This window comes from Clostridium sp. C2-6-12 (genome assembly GCF_009928485.1).
GTDB lineage: Bacteria > Bacillota > Clostridia > Clostridiales > Clostridiaceae > Clostridium.
In genome coordinates this window covers 72,673-99,334 of record NZ_JAABNP010000006.1, presented here as the reverse complement: position 1 = coordinate 99,334, position 26,662 = coordinate 72,673, and the positions used below count along the sequence as shown (strand labels likewise).

The window sequence follows — 26,662 nt, the reverse complement described above, 5'->3', positions numbered from 1 at the left end:
TTTTACATATATATACTATAACTTGTATTTTATATCTTTTTGTTTCTTTAGTCCACTTGATTTATACGCATATTATTACCTTGAAATAAATATCACTTATGGTAAAAACATACCTCCCTAATGAAAATTTCATTAAGGAGGCCTATAAACTTAATTTATTTTAATTCACATTTTAAATTGTATTATATACCGATATGATGTCTTCCTCTTGGAACTATAAATGGTGAATATGATATTGGATCCTCTATTACTACACAATCTAGTCCAAATACTTCTTCTATTAACTCCGGTGTTATGACCTCTGCTGGTGTACCTTCATTAATTAATTCCCCACTGCGAAGTGCAAATATATAATCGGCATATCTAGCAGATAAATTAATATCATGAAGTACCATTACAATAGTAGTTCCTCTTTTTCGGTTTAAATCTGTTAATAAATCAAGAATTTCTACCTGATACGCTATATCAAGATAGGTTGTTGGTTCATCTAAAAGAAGTATGTCTGTTTGTTGAGCTAGTGCCATAGCAATCCAAACTCTTTGACGCTGACCTCCAGAGAGCTCATCTACACTACGATTTGCAAGTTCTGTTATCCCCATTATTTCAAGTGCTTCTTCTATAGCATCAAAATCAGTTTGATTCATGTTTTTTAGAAATGATTGATAAGGAAATCTACCTCTTGAAACTAAATCCCAAACAGTTATACCTTCTGGAACTATTGGTGATTGAGGAAGCAAGCCTAAAATTTGTGCTAGCTGTTTAGATGGCATTGAGGTGATTTTTTTACCATCAATTACAACTTCTCCCGAATTTGGCTTAATAAGCCTAGCTAAAGTTTTCAGCAAAGTTGATTTTCCACATGCATTGGCTCCTATAATTACACTGATTTTATTACTTGGAATAGTTATATCTATTCCATCAATAATAATTTTTTTATCATATCCAGTTACTATGCTTTTTCCTTCAAATAATTGTTGTTTTTTTTCCATTATGCCTGCCCCCTCCTGTTAATAAATATTAGTAAAAATATCATATAAGGTGCTCCTAAAATTCCTGTAACTACTCCTACTGGAAATCTTGTTCCAAATACAAATTGTCCAATAAGATCTCCTCCGACTACTAATAATGCTCCAACTAAACCTGCTGCAAACATATTTTGAGTTCCATTTCCAACAAGTCTAGATGCTATTGGTCCAGATAAGAATGCAACAAAAGCAATTGGTCCTGTAACAGCGGTTGCAAATGCGATCAAAAATACTGAACTTAAAATTAATATAATTCGTATTAATTTTATTTTAAAACCAAGCGTTGTAGCAAACTCATCTCCTAGCTCTAATACCTGAAGCTGCTGTGTTAAACCTAGAATAATAGCCCCAAATATGGCTACAACAATAAGTAACTTCGGCACAGCGTCTATACTCATACCATTTAAACTACCACTTAACCATCTAAGTGCATTTGAAGCATCATTTTGTGATGCTTTAACTAGAAAAAATGATATTAATGCATTTGTCATCGCCTGTATACCAATTCCTATAAGTATTAATCTACCACCTGAAAATCCTGAACCTTTAGATAGTGCATATATAAGTATTGAAATCAAAATTCCAGAAATGACTGCTGCTATAGAAACACTGCTACCACTCATATGAAGAACTAATATACAAAATACCGCAGCCACACTTGCTCCTGAATTGATCCCTATAATATCAGGGCTTGCTAATGGATTTCTAAGCATATTTTGGAATGTATTCCCAGCCATTCCAAAAGCTAATCCTACTAATAATGCACATAACATTCTCGGGAGACGGAGAGTTGATATAGCAAATGAAGCTCCTTGTATTTCTTCACCACTCAAAACTCTTATAACTGTATCTAATGAATAATTTGTTTTCCCATATAATAACATTATTCCACAAAGGAATACCGTTAATATAGTTAATATTATATTTACACTAAACAAACGAACTTTTCTTCTTTTATAACCTTGCCTAATAATTCTATGAGAAGTTTGCATCATATAGCCCTCACCTTCGCTTTCCTAGCTATGACAATAAGAATAGGTGCTCCTATAAATGCAGTAATAATTCCTACTTGAAGTTCGCCTGGACTTCCGATTACTCTTCCCAAAACATCTGAAATTGTTAGAAGTACTGCTCCTCCTATTGCAGACAGCGGAACCATCCCTCTCAAATTTGAGCCAAAAATAAGACGCATACTATGAGGTATCATTAACCCTACAAAACCTATAGGCCCTGCAATTGCAGTAATTGCACCACATAATACAACTCCAGCAATTGCACATATAATCCTAATAACTCCTATATTAACGCCTAAGCCAGTTGCAACTTCATCTCCTAATGCTAAAGCATCCAATGCAGGTGCTACAACTACACTAATTACTAATCCAACTATAATAAATGGAAGTATCAACTTAATACTTTCCCAAGTTGCACCGCTTACACTTCCAACTTGCCAAAATCTATATGCATCCATAACCTCACTTCTTGGAAGTATAATTGCACTTACTAACGAGGATAAAACTGCACTTGTGGCAGAACCTGCTAATGCAAGCTTTATTGGAGTTATACCACCATTTCCAATTGAGGCCATTCCATATACAAATATAGATGTTAAGGCGGCTCCAGCTAAAGCAACCCAAATATACTGATTAGCTGAATTTATATTAAAAAATGCTATTCCAATTACAACAAATAAAGAAGCACCCGTATTAACTCCTAATATGCTTGGATCTGCTATAGGGTTTCTAGTAATAGATTGCATAAGGGCTCCCGATATTCCAAGAGAGGCTCCTGCCATAATGCTAAAAATAGTTCTTGGAATACGTTCACGTACCACTAATGCAGAGAAAGACATATCTCCTTTATTTAATAAAGCACTTACAACTTGACTAACTTCTAAATTTTTAGATCCCCATGCAAATGATGCCATTACACAAATACCAAGAAAACACATACTTACTAAATATATTAATATTGTTCTTTTTAATCTCATTATATTTTGTCTGCTGCCTCTCCAATTATCTTTAAATATTCATCTATTGTTGCAGGAATTGATAAGGCACTTGGAGTACAAGAGGCTGCAAGTGCTGAACCTTCTTCTATAATTCCAACTGATCCTCTTTTTATTGCTGGAACAGTTCCTAATAAAGGATCTGACTGCAATTGTTTTAGTAATTTATCATTTCCATAAGTAACAATAACATCAATATCAGATAATTTATCAATATTTTCTGAACTAATTTCAAGAGCAAAGCTATCTGAAGTTTGTGCAAGTTTATTAACACTTTCAGGTAATTCTAATCCTAAATCAGTAAGATATGCTGCGCGAGGATCTGTTGGAAGGTATATGTAAAATTTCCCAAAATCAGCTGGATTAAAGTAACAAAACGCAGCTTTTTTCCCTTTAAGCTTAGGATATTCATTAGCTTTTTCTGCTATTAACTTTTCTAAATCTGAAACTAATTTATTTCCTTCATCTCTTTTACCAATCGCATTGGCATTAATTGTAATCTGATCTCTCCAATATGTTTGCCATGGAAGTTTAGGATATGCTACTACAGGAGCAATTTTACTTAATAAATTATATTCCTCTTGAGTGATTCCTGAATATGCAGCCAATATAATATCTGGTTTAGAATTACTAATAGCTTCATAATCTAAACCATCTATATCATTAAAAGTAACAGGTTTTTCAACTTTTAATTCCTTATATTTTTCTGCTGTCCACGGTAATAAACCATTTTCATCTGATTTTCCATAATTTGCTTTAGATACACCTGCAGGTATAATTCCCAACGCTAACGGTACATCTTGATTTCCCCAAGAAATTGTAGCAATCTTTTGTGGTTGCTTTTCGATTACAGTTTCTCCATAGGCGTGTTTAATTTTCATTGGATAAGTTACTGATGCACTTTGCTCCACAGTCGTTGATTTATCTTGATTTTTTCCGGCTTGACTAGTGCATCCTGTGATTAATAAAGCGCAAGCAATAATAATCGTACTTATTCTCTTTAATTTCATAATTTTCCTCCTAGTTGTTATTGAATTTAATTATTTCTTTCAATTTTTCAAATTGATAATGAAAACAATTATCAATTACGCAATATTATTTTATAGTTATCAATAATATTTGTCAACCACAACAAAGAAGAAAATAATCTTGAAATTCTATATATTGCATACTATAAAACAGACTTATTTCACAAATATGTAATAAAATCTCAAAAAATTTTATTATAATAAATATTATTTCCTGTATTTTTATAAAGTAAAAACCCGCTTAAAATATATACTTTCGACTTTTGCGGGTTATACTCTGAATATAAATTATAGCATACTTATTTAATTTTTAGATTTATTTTCTCTCTATGCATTTGTTATTTTTAATATATACATACCAGTAAACTGCACCAACAAAAATACCGCCTCCAATTATATTTCCAAGGGTCACAGGAATTAAATTTCCAGTAAAAAAAGTCTCCCAATTCAAATGGTTCAATTTTTCCGGTGTTACGCCTAGCACGACGGCTACATCTGTTAACTCCTTATTACTTTTAGCCATGATACCTGCTGGAATATAATACATATTTGCCACACAATGCTCAAAACCTGAAGTTATAAAAAGCCATATAGGAAAAAATATTGCAAATATTTTCCCAGTCATATCCTTAGCACCATATGCCATCCATACAGCTAAACATACAAGCCAATTACACATAATACCAAGAAAAAATGCTTGAGTAAATGTCAGTCCAACTTTATATGCTGCAATTTTTATTGTTACTGCACCAAGCATGCTATCTCCACTGTGAAAAAGACCTGATTGATTCATCATATATGCAATAAATATTGAACCTATAAAATTTCCAACATAGACATAAAACCAATTTCTTAACATTGATTTTATACTTACTTTTTTATCTAATACACCTGCAATTATCATTGTATTCCCAGTAAACAGTTCTCCTCCAGCAATTAAAACCAGCATAAGGCCTGTCCCAAAAACTGCACCTGCAAGGACTTTCCCTAATCCATAAGTATCTGCCTTCGCAAGTAAATTAAAAGCTGCCATATTGGAACCCTCAGCTGCAAAAGCAATAAATACACCTGCTAAAATTCCAAGTATAAGCATATTTACTCTAGTCATTTTAGATTTCTTAATTCCATTTTGTATTGTAACTTCAGTAATTTCTGGCGGTGTCAGATAATTTTGCTTATTCATTAGTAATTCTCCTTAGTTATATTTTTTTATTTAGTTAAATATAATGTTCATGAATAGTCTTCCATTATATTAAAATACTAACCCTAGAAATTAATTTTACCTATTTTTCCAATGATAACAATTATCATTTTCTCTTTATTTAGTATACTTTATTTTTCATATCTAATCAAGAAGGTTTATTAAAACTTCATGATTATAAGTCTAACTTTTGATTTTTTTCTCCTTCAAAGAAATATAAAAAACTCATGAAATCTAAGTTTTAGACTTTCATGAGCTTCATATTTTATTTCCATACTTCTTTTACAATTTCCCTTATCAATCTTAGTTTTGCCCATTGCTCTTCTTCTGTAAGCTTATTTCCTTCTTCTGTAGATGCAAAGCCACACTGAGGACTAAGACATAAACGGTCTAGTGGAACATATTTTTCTGCTTCGTGAATACGTTCTATTATAGAATTTTTGTCTTCTAGCATTGGTGATTTGGTTGTTATAAGCCCTAATACAACTTTCTTATCCTCACTTACATATTCAAGTGATTTAAAATCTCCTGAACGTTCATCATCAAATTCCAAATAAAATGCATTTACATTTTCATTTGTAAAAAGATCTTTTGCTACTCTGTCATAGCCACCTTGACAAGCCCATGTGGAATGAAAATTCCCACGACAAATATGAGTAGTGATTATTAAATCTTCTGGCTTATTTTCAATTGCAAGATTATTAATCCTAATTAATTTTTCAATAATTTTTTGTAGCCCTTCTTCATCTGTACCAAAGATAAAACAAGCATTTGGATCAACACAAACTCCCCATGTACAATCATCAAATTGAATATTTCTACAACCTACTGAATATAAATCTTCTATCACCTTTTTATACCCAGTAACAATATCTTGAATCAACTCTTCTTCATTTGGATAAATTGATTTCGTTCCTTCCTGATTATCTGGTGTAATCATCTGAAATAAAAATTGTGCTGGCGCTGGTATGGTCTGACGAGCAACTGTATTCTCATCTTCAAATTGCTTTACAAACTTAAAATGTTCAACAAATGGATGATTATCAACAGACACTTTTCCAGTAAGGAAAGTATCATCAATTAAAGCAGGTTCTCCATGAAAGGGAATTCCCTTTTTTGTCTTTTCATGCCCAATTCCCTTAAACGCCCACATAAAATCAAGATGCCATGAACTTCTTCTAAATTCTCCATCTGTTATGACCTGAAGTCCAACAGCTTTCTGCTTTACTATTAAATCTGTAATTGCTTTATCTTCAACTTTTTTTAATTCTTCTGCTGAAATTTTTCCACTTGCATATTGCTCTCTTGCTTGTTTTAAATGTTCAGGTCTTAAAAAACTTCCTACTATATCATATTTAAAAGGTGCATTATATTTCATATTCTTTATCTCCCCCATCTATATTATTTGTAATAAACTTCTATTATGATGATAGTATAAACCACTTTTTGTATCTTGAAAAATACAAAAAAATATGGATTAGATATAGTTTTTAACTATATCCAATCCATATTTCCATCTTTATATTATATCAAATTCCGGTGACTGTTACCGCTTTCTAAACATATTCAAGAACATGCTTCTTTAATGCTTCCATATAAGCATTTCCATATCTGCTAAGGGGCATATCCCTTTGTATGATTGTTCCCACGCGCATATATTCTTCTACCATAAGTGGTTTTGCTATAATATTTTCTCCATTCAATTCCTTGCTAATTACTCCCGTACTAACAGTATACCCATTTAACCCAACTGCAAGATTAAATAAAGTGGCTCTATCCCTTACCTTAATATTTTTATTACGATCAAGAGTACTAAGAATTTCCTCTGAAAAATAAAAGGAATTATACTCCCCTTGTTCAAATGAAAGATATGGATAATCCTCTAACTCTTCTAATTCTATTTTATCTTTCTTAGCTAATGGATGCTTTGAGCTAATAAACACGTGAGGTTTAGCCACAAATAGCTCTTCAAATTCCAGATTATTTTGCTTTATAAATTTTTTAATTACTTCTTCATTTTTTGATGAAGTATATAAAATTCCTATTTCACTTTTCAGCCTGCTTACATCTTCAATAATCTCATATGTCTGAGTTTCTCTAAGCGTAAAATCATATTGATTTCCACCAAATTCACGAATAACATCCACAAAAGCATTTACAGCAAAAGAATAGTGTTGTGTAGACACAGAAAATCTAGGACTTTGTTTCTTCACATTCAAAAATTTCTCTTCTAATAAATTTGCCTGTTCAAGCACTTGCCTTGCATAAGCTAAAAATTCATTTCCTATATTTGAAACTATAATTCCTTTATTAGTTCTATTGAATATAGTAATCTGCATTTCCTTTTCCAAATCTTTAATGGCATTAGTAATTGTTGGTTGGGAAATGAATAATTCTTTCGCTGCCTCACTAATGGTTCCTTTATCAGCAACTGTCACTACATATTTTAACTGTTGTAATGTCATTGTTATTTATCTCCTTATTATTTAATACAATACTGCTATTCTAGCACAATGGCACATTTTTTACTTTTTACTATGCGTTTATACTCATACATACGTTCATCAGCAATCTTTAATAATTTATTGAAATTGATTCCTTCTTTTGGAAAGCTAACTATTCCGTAACTATAACTGCAAACAATTTCTTTATTCTCAAAGATTATTGGATTATTCTTAAAATGTTCAATCAATTCCTCAAACTTGTTAGTTAAATTTTGAAAGTCAACATCATAAAAAACACCTACAAACTCATCTCCTCCAAATCTTCCTATGATATCAGCATTTCTAGTTAAGCTACTTAAACCTTTAGCAAATGTTTTAATTAATTTATCACCATATAAATGGCCATAATTATCATTAAGAAATTTCAGATCATTCAAATCAAATGCTGCTACAAAAAATTCTTTTTTATTAACATTTGCATTATGAATATTATCATGAATCAATTGTTCAAAATAACTTCTATTATATACTTTTGTTAATTTGTCGTATCTAGACAAATATAACGTTTCTTCATAAAGTTTATGTTTAGTGATAGCAATCGAAACTTGATTTCTCATATATTCCATTAATTCTATATCTCTTTCATTAAAGATATTATTATAAATACTATCAATATTCAAAAAACCATATAATTGACCATCAATAATTATAGGTGAACTAATTGCCGATTTTATTTTTTTTCCTTCTATTGTATCTAACATTTTTATATCTTGTATTTTATGAATATTGTTAAAAATAACTGTTTCATTTATTTTCTCACCATTATTAAACCTAAACTGATGTTCCTTCAGTTTAATTGAAAATCCTTTAGATTCATTTAAATGATATCCTTTAGCTGCAGCTATTTTTAAAGTTTTATCTTCATCCAAAAGTAATACTGAACCACAACTTCTCTCATCAACGCAATTAATAACTTCATCTAATATCAATTGAAGCAAATCATTAATATTAGTTAATTCATTAATAGAATATCCAATTCTAACCATTGATTCCTTTAACTTAAGTAGCTTATTTATTCTTTCTCTATTTTCTTTCTCTTCTGTAATATCTGTTATTACACCAACTAAGCCTTTATTATTTTCATAATTATCTACAACAACTGATTTACTAAAACTCAAATGATAATATGCACTATCATTGTTCATAATCTTTGCTTCATAAACTTGAGTTCCTTTTTTCTCAATTAAGCTTTTGTCATATTCATTGTGGATTTTTGCAAAATCCTCACCAAACACTTCATTAGCATCTTTACCTATAATGTCCATTTTATTTATATTAAAAAATTCAGTAAATGCATTATTACAATGATTATATATTCCTTTTTCATCCTTTGAATAAATAGGATTAGGAATAGTGTCCATCAGTGTTTTTAGGAATTTCAAATTATCTGATAATTTTTTTCTCTGCATTTCAATTTCAGTTACATCATTTAAAATTACTATTTTTCCAATAACATCATTTTTATTTCTATATATATTGTTTATATTTATTTTAAAATATCTCAATTGTTCATTGTTTTTTATTGTTATCAAACTCTCATTATACAAATCATCATTTATAGCTTTTAATACTTCTTTATAATCCTCTAATACTTCGTCTATTTTTTTCTCACCTGCTTTTATATTTTTCAATTTAGAAATAATATTTTGGGAGGAATTATTAAAATTAACTATATTATTTTCAGAATCAAGTATTATAACTCCATCTGACATATTATAAAAAACTTTTTCTATTGCAATTGGCGTTAATTTTAACAGCTTATAATTAAATATAGCAAAACTGGATATTATTCCAGAAAACGAAAATGCAAGTGGACATAAATCTAAATTAAAGGGTGTCAATTTCAACATATAAATAATATCTGAAATCCACGGAATTACCCAAGCTACTATTAATATCAATATCTGTTTTCTAACAATTGATACTGATTTAAAGTAAGCAAAAATAAAAATTATTAATCCTACAAACATAAGAGTATAGGTGTAAACAACATTGAGCCAATAAAATGGTCCTTTTATCATTTCTACAATTGGAAAAATACCATCATTATTCATGTATAAATCCTTATAAAACAAATGATGAAAATCATTTGTGTAATTCATTATTAATGTAATAACAGGTACAATATAAAGCAGCCTTAACATATTCTTTTTCATTTTTTCTTCGTATCCATTAAAATTAAGTACAAACATTAACCAAACCACAGGCAAAAATGCTATTCCAATATACTCTATTTTTATCCAAATCTTCACCTTTTCAAGGCTTGTACTTAATATTTCAAATGCATATCCGAATTCATAAATTGCTACTGGAAGCAGTGACATACACGCATATAATTTATTTCTTTTCCATGAAAAATATCCTATAAAAATCAGCACCATTGCTGATACTAAAAGTGCAATACTAAAATAATAATTTACGTTCAAAACATCCCCTCCCTCTGTATATTATACTAAATATTATTTGTAAATCTATATAGCATAATTTATATACAAGTTCTTTATGAATCTATTACTAATAAATAAAGTACATTATTTTATGTAAAATCCTTCACATAAAATAATGTACTTTATTTTTTTTATAATAGGTATACACTATCAGGCGTTATTTGATTATCAGGAGTATATAATATCCAATCTGTTAAATCTTCAATAGCTAACTCCATTTCACTATTAACTTCTAAATTCTTAATATAATAAGGTTCTTGTGTAAGGATTCCTCTTATTTTTGTATCATTAATTTCAATAACCTCAAACCAAATATGCTCCCTATTGTCTTTTTCTTCATTTTGGTATTCTTCATCAACTAATAATCCCATTTTCATCAATCCGTGAATTTCATTTTCAGCATTATTTATTGCATCTCTAAAATATTTAATTCGTTCTTTTGCAAGACTGCTCATATGAATTGTTTCTTCTGTTGTAAACATCATCAATAAGTTATCTGAAATTTCCTCATCAACAGCTGATACATGAGTATATTTTCTCTTCTTATAATCTTCTTCTGATAAATATATATATACAACACCTGTATTAAATTTATGGCCTTCTACTCTATCTTTAATTCCACCAAGAATATCTTTATTTTTATATAAACTTGTAGCAATGGTCCAACTAATCCAAGTTGCAACTAAAGACTCTCCGTTATTCATTCGTCCTATCCAAAAGGCCTCTTCTTCATCAACAAATCCACCATCTGAAATTACTCTTTTAGCGATTGTTTGCAAAATATAATAGTGATTTTTATAAGTGTCCTTATTTGATTGTAAAATTTCAACCTCAATTGAACCACATCTATTAAGTCCATGAGTATGAAGCCATACCCCTCCATCTTCATCACTTATAGCTTGTATAGAATATATATAGTCGTAAGAAGGAGGTATTTTTGATTCTGCAGTTATTTTAGCCCACACACCAGATAAAACTCTTTCTGTACAAAAATCAACTATTGCAACCATATTAGGAACTGTAACATATAATATTTTAAGTTGTAAATGATATGAATCTATTGACGATTCTCCAAATACCATAGCTGTAGTTAAACCGCATTCTGCATTCATCATAGCATTATAATTTTCTTCTGTAAGCTGATGATTTATTGTATACATTTGGTTTATCACAACATCCTCTGGAATTAATTCTACTTCATACTCCTCTCCTTTGTATTCTACTTTTATAATTAGGTTCTCTTTCATTTCAGCGCCTTTAAAATTGAATAAAGTAGTTTCCTTTAAACGATCAATAACATCCTTAGGATTTTTAATTTCATCTTCACTCTTAGGAACTGCCATCATATATGAAGTTTCCTTATTTATAGTCCCACTTTTAAGTTCTCTTTTTTTCTTAAATCCAAACATTTTCTCTCCCCCTGTTATGATTTAAATTATAATTTAACATAATATAATTCAATAAAATGTTATTTTATACTATATTGATATAATTAAGAGTTTTTTATTAATTCACTAGATTGATTATATTATCATATCCTAACTTTTACAATATACCATATATTTTGAAAGTGTTATTTATTCAACAGCTTTAGCATTTTTGTAAAATTAAATAAAATGCCTATATTCAATTAAATACTATAGAAAAACATGTGTTTTCAATGTATTTAAAACAACTTACAAATGGATTAATAAGTAAACTTTCTTATTTTCTAAATATAAATTATAATTATTACAGTTTATAAGAAAGGACGAGAAAACTTTGAGAGTCTATATTGCCATTGATTTTGAAGATGACATTAAAAATTATTTTTCCCAAATAACCTCATATATTAAACCTTATTGCATAGAAGGTAGCTTTACAGAAAAGAAAAATTTTCATTTAACAATTCGTTTTATAGGCGAAGCTGATGATATGCAAATTTCTCAGCTAAAAGAAGTGATGAATAAAGTGATTTCAGAAACTAGTCCTTTTAAATTATTTGTAAATGACTTAGGTATTTTTAAAAGGAAAAAAACAAATATTTTATGGATTGGAATAGAAAAAAGCCACGTTCTTTCAGAACTTCATAAAGAAATCTCCAATCAGTTAAAAGAATCAAAGATACCATTTTACGATAAACTATTTATGCCTCACATAACTTTAGGTAGAAGAATATTACTTCATGAAGATTCTCAAGACATAAACAACTTAATTCAATTTGAGAGAATTTCAATTCCAGTAAAGTCAATAAGCTTAATGGCTAGTAGAGAAGAAAATGGGAAATTAAATGGTGTACCGATTTATAAGGTTAATTTAAACTAATTGCCACTATAAAATAAACCAATTCTCCAATATTCAGTATTCTTTTGCATTACTTAATAAAGATATAAAGCATGAATATTATGCAGAAATTTATTTTTCTTATTAATTTTAAATCGTCACAAACTGAAAAGCTCACCCGAATCCAAATTTTAGGATTCGGGTGAACTTATGGTAAAATATAAGTATTAATTACTAAACCTTATATAGATTAACAATCACCACTACCATCAATAGAGCAGCTATTTACAACCTTCTTAGGCTTTTCTATATCCAAATAATCAAATATGTCTAATGTTTTTGTTCCATCTTCTAAAATAAAAAATGGAATTCCTATTCTGCCCTCTTTAATAACATTAACAAACATTTCATCATTATCACGATAAGATAAAAATTCCTTTAACATTGTAGTACTCTCGATAATATTTTTATAATCTAATTCTATATCTTTATGTTCTTCTAAAATAGCCTTTGCTTCAACACAACTTGGGCAAATTGCTGCTCCATACATTTTTATTTTCATTTAATTATCCTCCTTTTTAACCTACTTATATCTTAATATTATATCAAATTAGAATTAATTCAATAGTTATTAATAATTCTTTATATTATACTGGAGAATCAAATATCTTTTAAATGAATTAAAACATAAATAACCCGCAAAATCTAGATTTTCGCGAATTTGCTTATTATATTTTAAATTTTTGCACTAATTCATCAAGGTCTTGAGCTAATTGAGCTTGACTTTGGGTAGAATTAGCAACATCAGTTACTGCTTTTGTAATTTCACTAATACTAGCTAATACTTCTTCTGAACTAGCAGCTGAATCTGCTGCTGTAGCTGAAACAGCTTCAAAAGCTTTATTCACTTGCATTACTGTATCATTCATTTGTTTAGCAGTATCAAATATATCAATAGCCATATTACTTACAAACTTAGCATCTTTTTCATATTGTATACCAGTATCTAATAACAAATTATAACTTGGCTTAACGTTATTTACCATGTAGTCTAATATATCTTCTCCGCTAGAAGATAAATCATCAAAAGCGCTTCTTACTTGAGTAACCATATTTTGAATTTGAGTTACAGCTTCAGAAGATTGTTCAGCTAATTGTCTAACCTCTTCAGCAACTACAGCAAAACCTTTTCCTTGCTCTCCTGCTCTTGCAGCCTCTATAGCAGCATTTAATGCAAGAAGATTGGTTTGTTCAGATATACTGCCTATAGATTCAGCCATTAATTTAACTTCTTCAACAACCTTCCCAGCTTCAATAGCTTTTATAATATTAAGTCTTTTTTCTTCATATATTTCATTATTTTGTTTTATGTTCGCTGTAGCTTTTTCTTTTATTTCAATAGCTCTTTTATTTATATCATTACCAGATATTTTAGATTCTTCAGCCTTACGCTCTAAGTTACTTGTATTCATTGCTATTTCATCCATGGATGCTTGAACTTCTTGTGTTGTAGCACTCAAGTCTTGAGCTCCTTTAGCAATTGTTTCTGTAGCTTCACTAGAAGAATGCATCATTGATGATATTTCTTCTGTAGTTGCTGACAAGTCTCCACTAGCAGAATTTATCTTTTCTGCACCGTTAAATATTTGTGATATAAGTTCTTTTATATTTTCAGCAGCTTTATTTAGCGCATTAGAAAGCCTTCCTATTTCATCTTTGCTGTCTAAATCTATTTCTTGAGTTAAATCTCCTTCTCCAATAGCTTCAGCAAAGTTTAAAACTTTATTTAATTGTTTAGCTATAATAATTGAAATAAATGTTCCAAGTGCTATAGCTAGTACCAATCCTAAAACTATAACAAATATTATTATGTACAATGAAGAAGTATACATATTTGCACCCTGTTTATATGAACTAGATGCTTTCTCATCATTAGCTTGAATTAAAGTATCTAAGCCTTTAAATAAATTAGCTCTTGATGTGGCTATTTCAGTAAATCTTTTTTTAGATTTTTCAAAATCCTGTTCATCTGCTAACTTTATAACATCACCATAAACAGATCTAAATTCATTTAAATTACTTTTTATATCTTTAAAAGTATCTTTTTGATCTTCTGTTAATAAATTTTTTTCATAATCATTAAGTATAGCATCTGTATCTGCAGCAAAATCTTGAATTTCTTTTACTAATCCAGGATTTTGATTTTCCTTATTTCCTTGATTTGAAATTTTCAACAAATCATATCTTATTTCTAAAGTATCCTGCTTAACTTTATTGATTTTCTGAATTGATACTAAATTTTCATTGTAAATCTCCTTCGTATTATTCTTGAGAATCTGCATATTTCTTATTCCAATCGCTCCAACCAATAATATTAATAATGCTATAATAACAAACGCTGGTATTAATTTTTTAGACATTTTTAAGTTATTAAACCACTTCAAAGTAACCCCTCCTAAAATTTCAATAATACTAAATTAAATTTTTATACCATAATTTTATTTTAGCAAAAAAATCAGCAATTATCCAGTTTTTCACTGTTTTCCAACAAAATCAGCAATTCTTTCATATATATATTTTTTTATTTTCTATAAGGATTTTTTTATGTTTATTAAAATATTTCATTTAAAATTTTTTACAATATAAATAAACCCATGAAAATCCAAACTTTAGATTCTCATAGGTTTCATTGTAGATTTTATTTACTTTCTCACTGGTCTGATATATTTAAAAAAACGTTCTGGATTATGATAAAAGTATATTATTCTACCTGGGGTAGTATCAAAGCAGTAACCAGTGCCTTCAAAATCAAAAGTTGCCATTGCCTTTTCAACCTTTTCCTCTACACTACGATTTTCCTGCTCATAATCAAATGGTCCATGTTCAAAAACAATATACTCTGCTTCAGGAACATCAATTAAAAGCATTTGTGGTGGCACTTCGCCTTTATAATCAATAGGAAGACGTACACCATAACACTCTGTACGTGGAATACCCCAATCGCAGAGTCTGCCGTCTGGGTCACTAATGTATCCCATAATCTGGCCACTACCGCTGTTAACTTCGCTTCCACCATCGTCATCCAATTTGCCCTTTATGCTATCAAGTAAGCCGCAAATTGTTTCACAATCCTGTCCTGGAATAAGACTTTGTTTTTGCCAAAAATCCCAATACCCATTACTCTCATAGTTTTTAATGTGTAAAAACTTATGTGCTGGAATAGTTACAAAATAAATTTTAACATCATCTGTAGATTTAATCATACCAATCTCTCCCAATCCTAAAATGTAGCGGTCGAAAGGAGTTATTTTTGTACGAAGAACGACAGGCTTAGGCTTTTTTCTGTATTCACTTGGAGTTACACCATATGTTCCTTTAAAGGCTCTAGTAAAAGCTTCATGTGATGAAAATCCATAGTCAAAAGCAATATCCAAAAGACTTTTTTCACTATCCCTAACCTCTTTTAGAGCAAAGGCTAATTTTCTATGCCGCAGATAATCCCTAAATTGCATACCCGATATTTCTTTGAATTTTCTCGTTGTATAAAATTCGGAATATCCTAACCTGCGAGAAAGAAAACAAAGTGTCAAAGCTTCATCATTATAATTTTTAATACATTTATCAATTTCATCAACAATTTTTTGAATTTGCTGCTGCCACTCGTACATTTGTCTATTCACCTCGTTTCAATCACCCTACATTTATTATAAATACATAGAGACGTGGTTGCTTGATTTTACTTGCTATTAGAAAAAATATCCTTTAATTAATTATTTGCTTTATTTTTTCTAGCTTCTACGTTGCATAAATAATCATAAATAGGTTTGAGCATAGTAAAATCTGCTATTAAGTCTTTTAATATACCATTTGTAAAAAGTCTCTCAACTTCAACGCTGTTATGAATCAAATGGATGCTTTTCCTGTTATACCATTTGTTTATATTAGATGGTTTAGTAGGATCTAAAGTTCTTTTATATTCTTCTCCCTCAATTGTAAATACATTTTGTTTATCAAAAAATGAGATAGTTTTTTCAAAAGATTTCTGATTGTCATCTATCATTTTACGAAATACATCCATAGACTCTTTAGATGCACTATAATATCCCATCCCATATCGATAAGATTGTGGAGAAATTTCAAAGAAAAATGCCGGAGCATCTCTCCACTCTTTTTTTGCTCTTTTAAATGTTAAGAACATGGTGTTCCTATATAAAGACTTATCCTTTGAAAATCTTATATCTCTAAAAATTCTTGATATTGTTTTATTAATCACAGGAGTAACATCAATATGACTATCAATACTAAGCATTTGCTCACTTAAATCTATCACTAAATTTTGAAATGGTTCTAATAAATATTTGTTATATTCATTTCTATGGCTTTCAAACCACTCCTTACTGTTATTTACTCTTACATCATTAAGAAAAGCTAAAGCTTCAGGTGAAAATCCTTCAAATTTACTGATATTATTTTTGCTCATGTTAATGTCCTCCATTCTTAAAATCCCTCTAACTCTAAAATAAAATGAATTAATAAACTCTGAAATATATAGTTAATTCTTATTACCAATAATTTTTCCTTATTAAATTTAACTATAATTATTATATTTTTAATTTGATAAATTTAACTTATAAGGAAATCTTAATTAAATTAATTCAAGTTTATCATATAGTGACTTTATGCTCAATTAGATTTATCTTAATTGAAAGTATTAATTCTATTTTTCTTAATTACAATTGAAGCTATTAACAAAATAATTCCAACGGCAAAGAATATAATTGGAGTATGAGCACTTAAAGCTGTTTTTGTAAGACCGAGAAAATCTAAGCTTGTAAAACCATTTAATATACCTACATACCATAAAATCATATAAGTTATCTCAAAAGCAGTAGCGTTTTTAGAAACAGTCCCAATAAACAGTCCCAATGTATTTACAAATACACTTCCCATTAAAATATATACAATTCCTAAATAATCATTTGATATGATAAATTTTATTATTATACTAATGTTCATAAGCATAGTAAATAAAATTCCTGCTATAACCGAATCAAAAAGCTGAGACTTTCTATAATTATTATATGTGACAAGATAGTCGTCCATATTAAAATTAATTTGAATAGTACCTAATTTAGACCATATAAAAATAGGCAAAATCCATATTACAGGAATTAATAACTTATATAAAATTTCACCTTTTGCAAAAAATATTACTATAGTACAAATAATCATAGATAAGTACCACCACAAATTACATGTTGCAAACATAAGCTTAAGCTCACTACATATTATTCTTAATTTATTAGAATAAGTTTTACTTTCAAAAATCTTACTTAATATTATTCTTTTGGGTGAATTGTATTCCTTTAGTTTAGTATCAATCACCTTGCCCCTCTTTAAACTCACTTTTGTTCTAATGAGAGAAGTTCTTCTAAAAAATATAGAAGCCAAAAAAAGTATTAAAATGCCTATAACAATCCAAAAGAATCTTCCTATAAATATATACATATCAATATTAACTTTATCCATTACAAAAGTTTTAATATTATCATGAAGTGCCCCATTTGTTCCAAGGCTGAAGTCATTAATGTCTTTAAATTCATCAAAGTTATTCTTAATTTGTTCTAAAATCACTTTAGAAGTAGTATTCATTCCAAAAACATCTGATAAATAGGATTTTTCTCCTCTAAGGGATGCTACACATATACCAGACCACACAAAGAAATATTCTACATTTCCAAAAGAATTTCTAAGTATAGGTATAACCTCAAAGATTATAGCTATAACTGATACAATAAAACAAACTGGTACTGCTAATATTACAAATGGTGTTAAAAGATTAATTAACTCAAGAGAATAGCTTTCTCCTCTCACAAACTGCATTATAATTGTAATAAAAATAACTATAAGCATTTGCAATAACAGAAATAATAAATTACCAAAGGCTTTTCCAAATATAAAAATCCAAGACTTTGTCCCTATAGAAGCAGTTATTTCCCCTATTAAGAGCTCCCTTTCTCTCTTTATGGAATTCCTGACAAAATAAAAACCAATTAAAGTTACAACACTGATAAAGGCTATTGTAGCAACCCAGCCCATCCATATAGAATTATAAATCCCCCTATAAAAAAATCCTTTAAAATTATAATTTAATGTATAATATACACTGCTATTATTTTGTGGAAAAAATAAATAGGATATATACATCATTAAAAGAGTTATCATGAATATACTTTTACTTCTTATTCTGTCTAAAAAATCAGATCTTCCTATATAATAAATTTCATATAACTTATTCAAGCTTCTCCCCTCTCTTTCCAGAAGTATAATAAATATAAACATCTTCAAGTGTAGGCTGCATATTAATAGCATCTGATACTGGTTTTGTTTCTGATATTACTCGAACTGCCATTCCATCATTTCTCCTTATAATGTTTCCTGTTATATATTTATTTTTTATGTCTTCAAGTTTGCTTTCCTCAATTAAACATTCCCACACATTTCCTTCTAGGGAACTTAAAAGTTCTTCATTTTTACAAAAACACATAAGCTTGCCTTTATTCATAAGAACAATTTTTTCTGCTGAAGATTCAACATCAGATACTATATGTGTAGACAATATAATTATTTTATCTTTTGATAAACTATTTATTAAATTTCTAAAATTCATTCTTTCATTTGGATCTAATCCAACGGTAGGTTCATCCACTATAAGAATTTTAGGATCATTTAAAAGTGCTTGAGCAATACCTATTCTCTGCTTCATGCCACCTGAATAATTTCCAATACTTCTATTAGCTGCATCACTAAGATTTAATAAGTCAATAAGCTCATTTATTCTACCTTTTGCCTTCTTCATATTAAGTCCCTTTAAAGCTGCCATATACTTTAAAAATTCAACAGCTGTCAAATTAGGAAATACACCAAAACTCTGAGGCAAGTATCCCAAATCATGTCTAAGTTCATCTCCATTTTTATGAATATCTTGTCCTTTCCAAGTAATAATTCCTTCGCTTGGTTTTGAAACTGTTGCTATCAGTTTCATCAATGTTGATTTACCAGCACCATTTGCACCTAAAAGTCCTATTACTCCTCCCTCCAGTTCAAGATTAAAATTTGAAATAGCCATAAAATCACTTGAATATTTTTTTGAAACATTTTTTATTGAAAGCATAATTTTCCTCCTAACTCTAATATAATAAATTTCCTAATACTTATTTTCCACTTATAGTTATATCCCCATCTGAGGATGATAAATTAATATTTTTTTCCCTTATGGAGGAATCTACATTTGAATCAAGATTATTAGTAACTTTGCCTAAGTGAGATTTAGCTGATAGATTGAATTTTTGGTCTTTAGGTAATTTTAAATCTATATCTCCTAGATTGGCATTTACATTAATATTGCCACATATATCATCTAGAGAAATTTTTATATTACTATCATCAACATTGCACTGTATATCTTTTGATTTTGAATTTAGTATACTTATTTTACTTAACTCAGATTTTATAGATAATTTATTTTCATAACTCTTTGGAATATCAATATTTAAAATTAAAGCCTCACTACCAATAACAACTCCTGAAGCTTTTTCACTGTTTGTTTTTACATACAAAACATTATTTTCAATTTTACTTTCTAATTCATATTCATTTGATATATAGCCCCTTTTAACTTTAGAAAAACTGCATTTTACCTCCTTTGAATCAGATGAAGTAACATTAACATCAAAATTTCCCTCTAATGATATTTCTTGCAAATTGGATATTTCCTCTGAAGTAAAAATTCTTTGCTCATTAGTTGTTTTAGCTGATAAAAATAATATAATCCCCATTACTAAAGAAACTAATGCTAAAACAACTAATATAAATTGTAATATTCTTTTTGTCACGCCCCTACCTCCTTAATTTCATTTTCATCCTAAACCTGATATATAGATCTCTTTTTTGTTAAATTTCCTTACAGACCAAAGTATATGCCTCTAAAATTAATGTTTTATTAATCTAAGCTTAATGAAACATAAAATTAACATATTAACTTGTAAATCAAAACATTACTACTTTATAATTAAGTTAATATTGATATTAAATATGGCACTAAATCCATTAATTGTAATTGACATAAAATATAAACCTAACAAATAAGAGGTGAAGAAATTGAATTCAGTTTTAGTCGTAGACGATGAAAAAGAAATTGTAGAACTAATAGATTTTTATTTAAGAAATAATGGATATAACACCTTCAGAGCTCTGAATGGAATAGAAGCACTAGAGATTTTTGAAAAAGAACAAATTGATATAATAATATTAGATATAATGATGCCTGAACTTGATGGCAAAGAAGTTTTAAGAAAGATCAGAGAAAAAAGTAATACACCTATAATCTTTTTATCTGCTAAAGGTGAAGATATAGATAAAATTGATGGTTTATTTCTTGGTGCAGATGACTATCTTTCAAAGCCCTTTAACCCTATAGAACTAATTGCAAGGGTTAAAGCACTTTTAAGAAGGAGTATAGTATTCAACAAACAGTCTGAAGAAAGCACATTTATTATAGTAAATGAACATTTGAAATTAGATGAAAAAGCTTGCAAAATATATAAAGATAATGATGAACTTCACCTAACATCATTTGAATATAAGCTTATGTGCTTTCTTATGAACAACAAAAATAAAGTTTTTACTAAAGGTCAATTGTATGAACACGTATGGGATCAATTCTATCTTGGAGATGAAAAAATTATAATGGTTTATATGAGTAAGTTAAGAGAGAAAATAGAAGACAACCCTAAAGAACCTAAATATATTAAGACCATAAGAGGTCTTGGTTATATGTTTGAAGGTAAATAAAGTTATGAAGATAAATTTTAAGCACATCAACGAAAAATTAAATGTAAAAGGCTTTCTTATTATAAATTATCTAATAACTTTCTTAATATTATATATAATAGTTCAATTATCATATAAATCTTCAACCTTTATAGTAGAAAAGTTTATTTTAAATAATGAAAAAATTCATGTCACTTCGTTTGCTTCCTATTATAATAAAGATTTTGATAAAATCAAACTTGGTTTTCTCTCAGAAATGGGTGCTTGGGAAGAAGTTCTAGATGAAAACAAAAAAGTAATTTATATAAAAGGTGATAAAAAAGATACCTTAATGCAGTACACTGAAAATCAGCTATTTGAATTAAATTCTTCAAACGAAGATTCTACTGAAAATTCTTACTTTGGACAAGTATTTCCTGTGGAAGGTAGAAATGGAGAGCACTATCTTTTTCTGTATAAAATTGAAAAAAGTAAAATTGAACATTCATTTATTTACAAACCTAATTTTTCTAGTAAATCAGATATTACTCTTTCTTTAAAAACCTATGGCACTTTATATTTTATTCAGGCAGTTTTATTATTAATAGGTCTTTACATTTATAGCATTATTAGTTCAACCTTTATAACAACTCCTCTAAAAAACTTTGTATCTAATATTAAAAATATCAAAAAACTTGATTATGGTACTAGAGCTAATATAAAAGGCTTAAAGGAACTTCAAGAAGTACAAAATGAATTTAATGAAATGATAATAGAACTTGAAAAAGTTAAGGAAGAAAATTTAAGAATAGACGAAAGTAAAAAAAGATTATTAGTAGATATATCCCATGATTTAAAAACTCCAATAACTTCTATTCAAGGTTTTTCGAAACTTTTATTAGAAGAAAATATAACCTCTGAAGAAAGAGAAAAGTTTTTAAAAATAATCTATAATAAATCAGTATATTCAGCAGTACTTATTGAAGATTTATTTGCACTATCAAAGCTTGAGGATTCTGAATATAACCTATCCTTAATTAAACTTGACTTTAACGAATGGCTTAAACGCCTCATTGTTGAATATTATGAAGAGTTCCAAAATAAACATTTTAACTTAGAAATTAATATTAGTGATTATTCTGTTGTATTTGAATTTGATGAAAAATTAATGAAAAGGGCAATCTCAAATATCTTTAATAACGCACTAAGTCATAATCAAAATAATACAAGTTTAAAAGTTGAATCATATGAGAAAGAAAATAATGTAATCTTAAAAATTGGCAGTGATGAGGCTAGTATTGATACATCAATAAGTGATAAAATATTTGAACCATTTGTAAAATCAGATAATAATAATTCTAATGGAAGCGGTCTAGGACTAGCTATAACCAAAAAAATCATAGAAAAACATTGTGGAACTATAAAATTAACTTCTACTGAATTTGAGAAAATTTTATTTGTGATTTCTATACCAATTAAAATTTAAATTTAATTTAGGTTTAGGTCTCTAACATGAAAATCCACGACATTTCTGTCGTGGATATGTATATATAATGGCTATACTTTTAATACACTTTAGCGATTTTTTTAATTTTTTCTATTGCAATATTTTTTTCTTTAAAACAATAATATCAAATAAATCTCCAAAATCATTTTGAAATCTCAATTCATTTTGTTCAAAATGAGAATCTATGTATGCCTTGAATTTACTATTCCTTTTCTTGTTTCTATTTAGTAGAAATCCAGTCGAAGTTTCAACATGCCATGAAACATGTCCAAATAAATAATAAATACAAAATGAAAGAAAACTCTTTTTTGAATTATCTATAATTATTAGTCCATCATCACTCAACACTCTATAGAATTTTTCGAAAAGTATATTTTGTTCATTATCACTTCTTAGAGAATACCATATGCTTCCTTTTATATCAAAAATCACATCAGCTTTTGTTTCTCCTGCTTCTAGCAAATACTCTTCTATTTTTAATGCCTCTTTTCCCTCGAAAAATCTCAGATTTTCATCATTAGTACCTTTTACAGCATGATTTTGAATTTCATCTATGTCCGCAATGATAAATTTTATTGAAATTCCCTTTTGTTTTAAGTCATCGTATAGGAATTTTTCATAGATTCCTTTATTGGCAGCTGGACTCACAAAAGTTAGTGCTGATTTTTTAGGGACAAAATCCCCTTTTTCAATTGCACCATACATATGTACAAACCAATCATTTCCTAAAAACCTTCGTGTCATATCATACCACTTGTCCAATTGAAAATTCTTTTTAGAATTTGGATTCACCTGATTTCTTTTAAAAAGTAATCTCTCACCGATATTGAAATTTCCTAAGAAAAAAATATATAGTAGCGATATAGGAAATAGGACTATAAGTAAGGAATTAAATATCAGTAATTTATTTATAGCAATATTCTGTATTACGACTTCTGACACACACTTTGATTCCACTAAATAAGGTAATACTTCCATCAAAGAATTACGAACATAAAAAGGATAAAAAAGCAAAAAAAACATTGCAATCGCAAATATAAATAAACGTAAATACCTAGCTCTATTCATTTAATATACCTCCAAATTAATATAAACATTTAACTTTTCCATTGGTTATATTATATCTTATTTTATTAATACGCACTAATTTAAATAAGAATAAATATGATTTTTATACTATTGCATTATATTTAAATATGTTTTATAATTTCATTGAACAGGCGGTGAATAAATTGAATAATAATAACATTAAACTTACGAATCGAGATCTCCAAGCAATAGAAAGACGTAGTCAGCTTTTAGATTCAGCAAAGGAACTATTTGCCTCGAATGGTTACCATGCAACAACAACTAGACAGATAACAAATAATATTGGCATGGCTGACGGACTTATTTATCACTATTTTCCAGATGGAAAAAAACAAATTTTAGATATAATTATTAAAGAATTTATTGATGAAAAATGGATTAAATTTGAAGAAGATATATCTGAAGTTACTTGTGACACACCACTTAAAGAGATTCTTTTAAAATTGGGAAATATAATATTTAAGTATATTGGCAATGATAAAAATATAGTAATTATATTATTAAGGGAGCAAAATATATTATCTAATGAATATATTAACACTTTTAATAACCATATAAAGAAGGTAATTCATAAAACAGAACTTATTTTAAAAGAGAAAGCTGAAAAAAATGAAATAAAAGCTTTTGATTTTTTCATGATGGCAAATCAGTTTTGGAGTTCTATCTATACGTATATATTACAAAATATACTTTTTGGAGAAAGAAATATATATTCAATTAGTAAAGATGAGTATTTAGAACAAATTATAAATTATACTCAAATGACTTGGAAAAAATAAAAATTCCTTTATGGAATTTTACACTTTTCATTCATTGAATGTTCAATTAAAAAATCAAATAAATCTATTAAATGCAAAACTGAAAATTTATTATATAAAGGAGGATTTAACTATGAAACTACATTTTCAAGATCAAGCATTTTCATTTGAATTATTAAGAGCTGCAACTTATGCAGGATATCAAGGAGCAGAAATAGGTGAAACCTTAGCAACAGCTGCAAAAATTAAAGAAGGTGACTTTGACAGCTGGTATGAAGAATGGAATAATACAGCTGAAAGAGTTGAACAAACAGGTATTGACTGCTTAAATAAGAGACATAAAATAAGTGCTAGAGAAGCTTTCCTTAGAGCACATAATTATTATAGAACCGCAGAATTATTTTTACAAGGAACTGATCCCAGACGTAGTGAAAACTTTGAAAAAAGTGTTGAAACTTTCGAAAAAGCAATGAAGCTTATAGATTCACATTTTGAAATAGTAGAAATACCATATGAAGGTACATATTTAAAAGGATATTTCTATGGAGCATTAAACTATGATAAAGCCAATACTTCAACAATACCAACTTTATTATTTATCGGTGGATATGACTCCACTCTTCAAGAGCTTTATTTCTGTGGTGCTGCTCCAGCTATAAAACGTGGTTATAACTGTTTGATCTTTGAATGCCCAGGACAAGGAGAAGCTTTAAGAAAGAATAACCTTTATATGCGTCATGATGCAGAAGTTCCAGTAGGTGCTGCAATAGATTACCTTGAAACAAGAAAAGATATCGATATTAATAAAATATCCTTGCTTGGTATGAGCTTAGGTGGTTATTTTGCACCAAGGGCAGCAGCTTTTGATGAACGTATAAAAGCATGTATTGCTTTCAACGTATTCTATGATACTTATGAATCTACTATAAATCAAAATCCTCACCTTGAAAAAGTATTAAGCTTACCAACAGAACAAAAAGAAGCAATGCTTGCAAAAGCTGAAGAAAATAATTCAAATCTTCGTTGGATGCTAAACAATGGTAAGTGGGTATTTGGCTTGAAACACAGATATGAAGTTTTTGATGAAATGAAGAAAGCTTCTTTAAAAGGAGTTGCTGAAAAGATTAAATGCCCTATATTGCTCACTATGGGAGAAACAGATCACTTTGTTTCTAATGACCAATTAAATGCCCTTTTAGATTCAATAAAGGCACCAAAAACAGTTCGTATCTTTACTATAGATGAAGGCGCAGAAGAACATTGTCAAGAAGGTAATCATGCACTATTTCATCAAGTTATGTTTGATTGGTTAGATGATATATTTGAAAATTATTTTTACTAAAACTTAAATTAATTCTAGTTACTTTTTAATAGAGCTTTCTATGCTTAATTTAATTTTTCATAGAAAGCTCTATAATATTAAATTTAATGGAAGCTATACTATGACATTCCTATATTATTTACTCTCATTATTATCTGGCTTTGCTCTGACTTTGCAAGTTGATATAAATGGAGCTTTTCGCTATAAAATAGTAAATCCTATACTTTCATTTCTTGTCAGCTTTGCTGTTGGAACTTTAGGACTTGGATTGATATTTTTTATCACTTTATTAAATGGATCTAATACTTTACCGACTATAGGAAACATCAAAATACTAGTTGGTGGGTGTTAACTGGAGGATTATTGGGAAATCAAATTCATCTATTAACTATTTTTAATTTTATCCCACTTATCAATCTGATAAAAATAAAGCAATACATTAGAAATTTCATTACATATAATATTCAAAGCAATCCGCTTCTATATTTTGAATCTCCTTTAAATACATTAGTTGCAAAAGTAGTATACTATATTGTGCTTCACCCCTGCCCGGTCCATGATTTAAATTCATTGTTTCTTCATTACCAATGCCATATGCTTCAATTTGATATGTTCTTTCAGTCCATATCCATATAATCTTGTTATAATACATTTTTGCTAAGTTATCAAAACCCTCGTTAGATAATTTATTTTCAATTTCT

23 protein-coding genes and 1 pseudogene are annotated in these 26,662 nt (G+C 28.6%); 6 read left to right on the top strand and 18 right to left on the bottom strand.

Annotation, left to right across the window (positions count from 1 at the left end):
- Positions 1-182 precede the first annotated feature (182 nt).
- From GXK56_RS06995 to GXK56_RS06955, 9 genes are all read right to left on the bottom strand, one after another.
- Positions 183-989 (bottom strand): ABC transporter ATP-binding protein, encoded by an 807-nt coding sequence (locus tag GXK56_RS06995; protein WP_160686574.1) that lies wholly within the window; start codon positions 987-989, stop codon positions 183-185.
- Complete coding sequence (locus tag GXK56_RS06990; protein WP_160686572.1) at positions 989-2,020, bottom strand: iron chelate uptake ABC transporter family permease subunit; 1,032 nt, start codon at positions 2,018-2,020, stop codon at positions 989-991. The genes GXK56_RS06995 and GXK56_RS06990 overlap by 1 nt, the downstream gene beginning before the upstream one ends.
- Positions 2,017-3,015 carry an iron ABC transporter permease gene (locus GXK56_RS06985; RefSeq protein WP_160686570.1) on the bottom strand — a complete coding sequence of 333 codons (999 nt, stop codon included), beginning with the start codon at positions 3,013-3,015 and terminating at the stop codon, positions 2,017-2,019. Before GXK56_RS06985 ends, GXK56_RS06990 begins: the two co-directional genes overlap by 4 nt.
- Positions 3,015-4,043: an iron-siderophore ABC transporter substrate-binding protein gene (locus GXK56_RS06980; RefSeq protein WP_160686568.1), complete on the bottom strand. Its 1,029-nt coding sequence runs from the start codon at positions 4,041-4,043 to the stop codon at positions 3,015-3,017. Before GXK56_RS06980 ends, GXK56_RS06985 begins: the two co-directional genes overlap by 1 nt.
- A 334-nt stretch (positions 4,044-4,377) precedes the next feature.
- The gene (locus tag GXK56_RS06975) at positions 4,378-5,244 is read right to left on the bottom strand and encodes a formate/nitrite transporter family protein (RefSeq protein ID WP_160686566.1); all 867 of its coding nucleotides are present in this window, start codon (positions 5,242-5,244) and stop codon (positions 4,378-4,380) included.
- A 283-nt stretch (positions 5,245-5,527) separates the two neighbouring features.
- The gene (locus GXK56_RS06970; protein WP_160686564.1) at positions 5,528-6,640 is read right to left on the bottom strand and encodes a 5-methyltetrahydropteroyltriglutamate--homocysteine S-methyltransferase; all 1,113 of its coding nucleotides are present in this window, start codon (positions 6,638-6,640) and stop codon (positions 5,528-5,530) included.
- 178 nt (positions 6,641-6,818) lie between these two features.
- Positions 6,819-7,727, bottom strand: a complete 909-nt coding sequence (locus GXK56_RS06965) for a LysR family transcriptional regulator (protein ID WP_160686562.1) — start codon at positions 7,725-7,727, stop codon at positions 6,819-6,821.
- Between the two features lie 35 nt (positions 7,728-7,762).
- On the bottom strand, positions 7,763-10,192 hold the full coding sequence (locus GXK56_RS06960; RefSeq protein ID WP_279283093.1) for a histidine kinase N-terminal 7TM domain-containing protein: 2,430 nt from the start codon (positions 10,190-10,192) through the stop codon (positions 7,763-7,765).
- Positions 10,193-10,344: 152 nt separating this feature from the next.
- Complete coding sequence (locus tag GXK56_RS06955; RefSeq protein WP_160686560.1) at positions 10,345-11,622, bottom strand: DUF4026 domain-containing protein; 1,278 nt, start codon at positions 11,620-11,622, stop codon at positions 10,345-10,347.
- 352 nt (positions 11,623-11,974) lie between these two features.
- On the opposite strand from GXK56_RS06955, the gene thpR reads away from it, so the two are divergent.
- Complete coding sequence (gene thpR / locus GXK56_RS06950; RefSeq protein ID WP_160686558.1) at positions 11,975-12,517, top strand: RNA 2',3'-cyclic phosphodiesterase; 543 nt, start codon at positions 11,975-11,977, stop codon at positions 12,515-12,517.
- A gap of 208 nt (positions 12,518-12,725) precedes the next feature.
- Here thpR and GXK56_RS06945 read toward each other — a convergent pair whose 3' ends face one another.
- The 7 genes from GXK56_RS06945 to GXK56_RS06915 form a co-directional block, all read right to left on the bottom strand.
- Positions 12,726-13,037 (bottom strand): glutaredoxin, encoded by a 312-nt coding sequence (locus GXK56_RS06945; protein ID WP_160686556.1) that lies wholly within the window; start codon positions 13,035-13,037, stop codon positions 12,726-12,728.
- Positions 13,038-13,203: 166 nt separating this feature from the next.
- Positions 13,204-14,919, bottom strand: a complete 1,716-nt coding sequence (locus GXK56_RS06940) for a methyl-accepting chemotaxis protein (protein ID WP_160686554.1) — start codon at positions 14,917-14,919, stop codon at positions 13,204-13,206.
- 258 nt (positions 14,920-15,177) lie between these two features.
- Entirely contained in the window at positions 15,178-16,143 is a 966-nt protein-coding gene (locus tag GXK56_RS06935; protein ID WP_160686552.1) for a response regulator transcription factor, read from the bottom strand.
- Between the two features lie 98 nt (positions 16,144-16,241).
- Positions 16,242-16,955 (bottom strand): DUF2461 domain-containing protein, encoded by a 714-nt coding sequence (locus GXK56_RS06930; protein WP_160686550.1) that lies wholly within the window; start codon positions 16,953-16,955, stop codon positions 16,242-16,244.
- A gap of 218 nt (positions 16,956-17,173) precedes the next feature.
- Positions 17,174-18,775, bottom strand: a complete 1,602-nt coding sequence (locus tag GXK56_RS06925; protein ID WP_160686548.1) for a hypothetical protein — start codon at positions 18,773-18,775, stop codon at positions 17,174-17,176.
- Positions 18,768-19,649 (bottom strand): ABC transporter ATP-binding protein, encoded by an 882-nt coding sequence (locus GXK56_RS06920; protein ID WP_160686546.1) that lies wholly within the window; start codon positions 19,647-19,649, stop codon positions 18,768-18,770. Before GXK56_RS06920 ends, GXK56_RS06925 begins: the two co-directional genes overlap by 8 nt.
- A gap of 40 nt (positions 19,650-19,689) precedes the next feature.
- Positions 19,690-20,370 (bottom strand): DUF4097 family beta strand repeat-containing protein, encoded by a 681-nt coding sequence (locus tag GXK56_RS06915; protein ID WP_160686544.1) that lies wholly within the window; start codon positions 20,368-20,370, stop codon positions 19,690-19,692.
- A gap of 256 nt (positions 20,371-20,626) precedes the next feature.
- Between GXK56_RS06915 and GXK56_RS06910 the strand changes: the two genes are divergently transcribed.
- Positions 20,627-21,328 carry a response regulator transcription factor gene (locus GXK56_RS06910; protein ID WP_347707943.1) on the top strand — a complete coding sequence of 234 codons (702 nt, stop codon included), beginning with the start codon at positions 20,627-20,629 and terminating at the stop codon, positions 21,326-21,328.
- Positions 21,329-21,332: 4 nt separating this feature from the next.
- A complete protein-coding gene (locus GXK56_RS06905) occupies positions 21,333-22,772 on the top strand; it encodes a HAMP domain-containing sensor histidine kinase (protein ID WP_160686540.1) in 1,440 nt (479 codons plus the stop codon).
- A 111-nt stretch (positions 22,773-22,883) separates the two neighbouring features.
- On the opposite strand, the gene GXK56_RS06900 is transcribed toward GXK56_RS06905, so the two are convergent.
- Positions 22,884-23,861, bottom strand: a complete 978-nt coding sequence (locus GXK56_RS06900; RefSeq protein WP_160686539.1) for a hypothetical protein — start codon at positions 23,859-23,861, stop codon at positions 22,884-22,886.
- Positions 23,862-24,025: 164 nt separating this feature from the next.
- Here GXK56_RS06900 and GXK56_RS06895 point away from each other — a divergent pair, with 164 nt between their 5' ends.
- The 3 genes and pseudogenes from GXK56_RS06895 to GXK56_RS06885 form a co-directional block, all read left to right on the top strand.
- Positions 24,026-24,661 carry a TetR/AcrR family transcriptional regulator gene (locus GXK56_RS06895; protein ID WP_160686536.1) on the top strand — a complete coding sequence of 212 codons (636 nt, stop codon included), beginning with the start codon at positions 24,026-24,028 and terminating at the stop codon, positions 24,659-24,661.
- A 112-nt stretch (positions 24,662-24,773) separates the two neighbouring features.
- On the top strand, positions 24,774-25,982 hold the full coding sequence (locus GXK56_RS06890) for an alpha/beta hydrolase (RefSeq protein ID WP_160686534.1): 1,209 nt from the start codon (positions 24,774-24,776) through the stop codon (positions 25,980-25,982).
- Positions 25,983-26,082: 100 nt separating this feature from the next.
- Positions 26,083-26,330 (top strand): annotated as a pseudogene (locus GXK56_RS06885) (DMT family transporter); the annotation flags it as partial.
- A gap of 82 nt (positions 26,331-26,412) precedes the next feature.
- Here GXK56_RS06885 and GXK56_RS27705 read toward each other — a convergent pair.
- The gene (locus GXK56_RS27705; protein ID WP_202127840.1) at positions 26,413-26,613 is read right to left on the bottom strand and encodes a hypothetical protein; all 201 of its coding nucleotides are present in this window, start codon (positions 26,611-26,613) and stop codon (positions 26,413-26,415) included.
- Between the last annotated feature and the right edge of the window lie 49 nt (positions 26,614-26,662).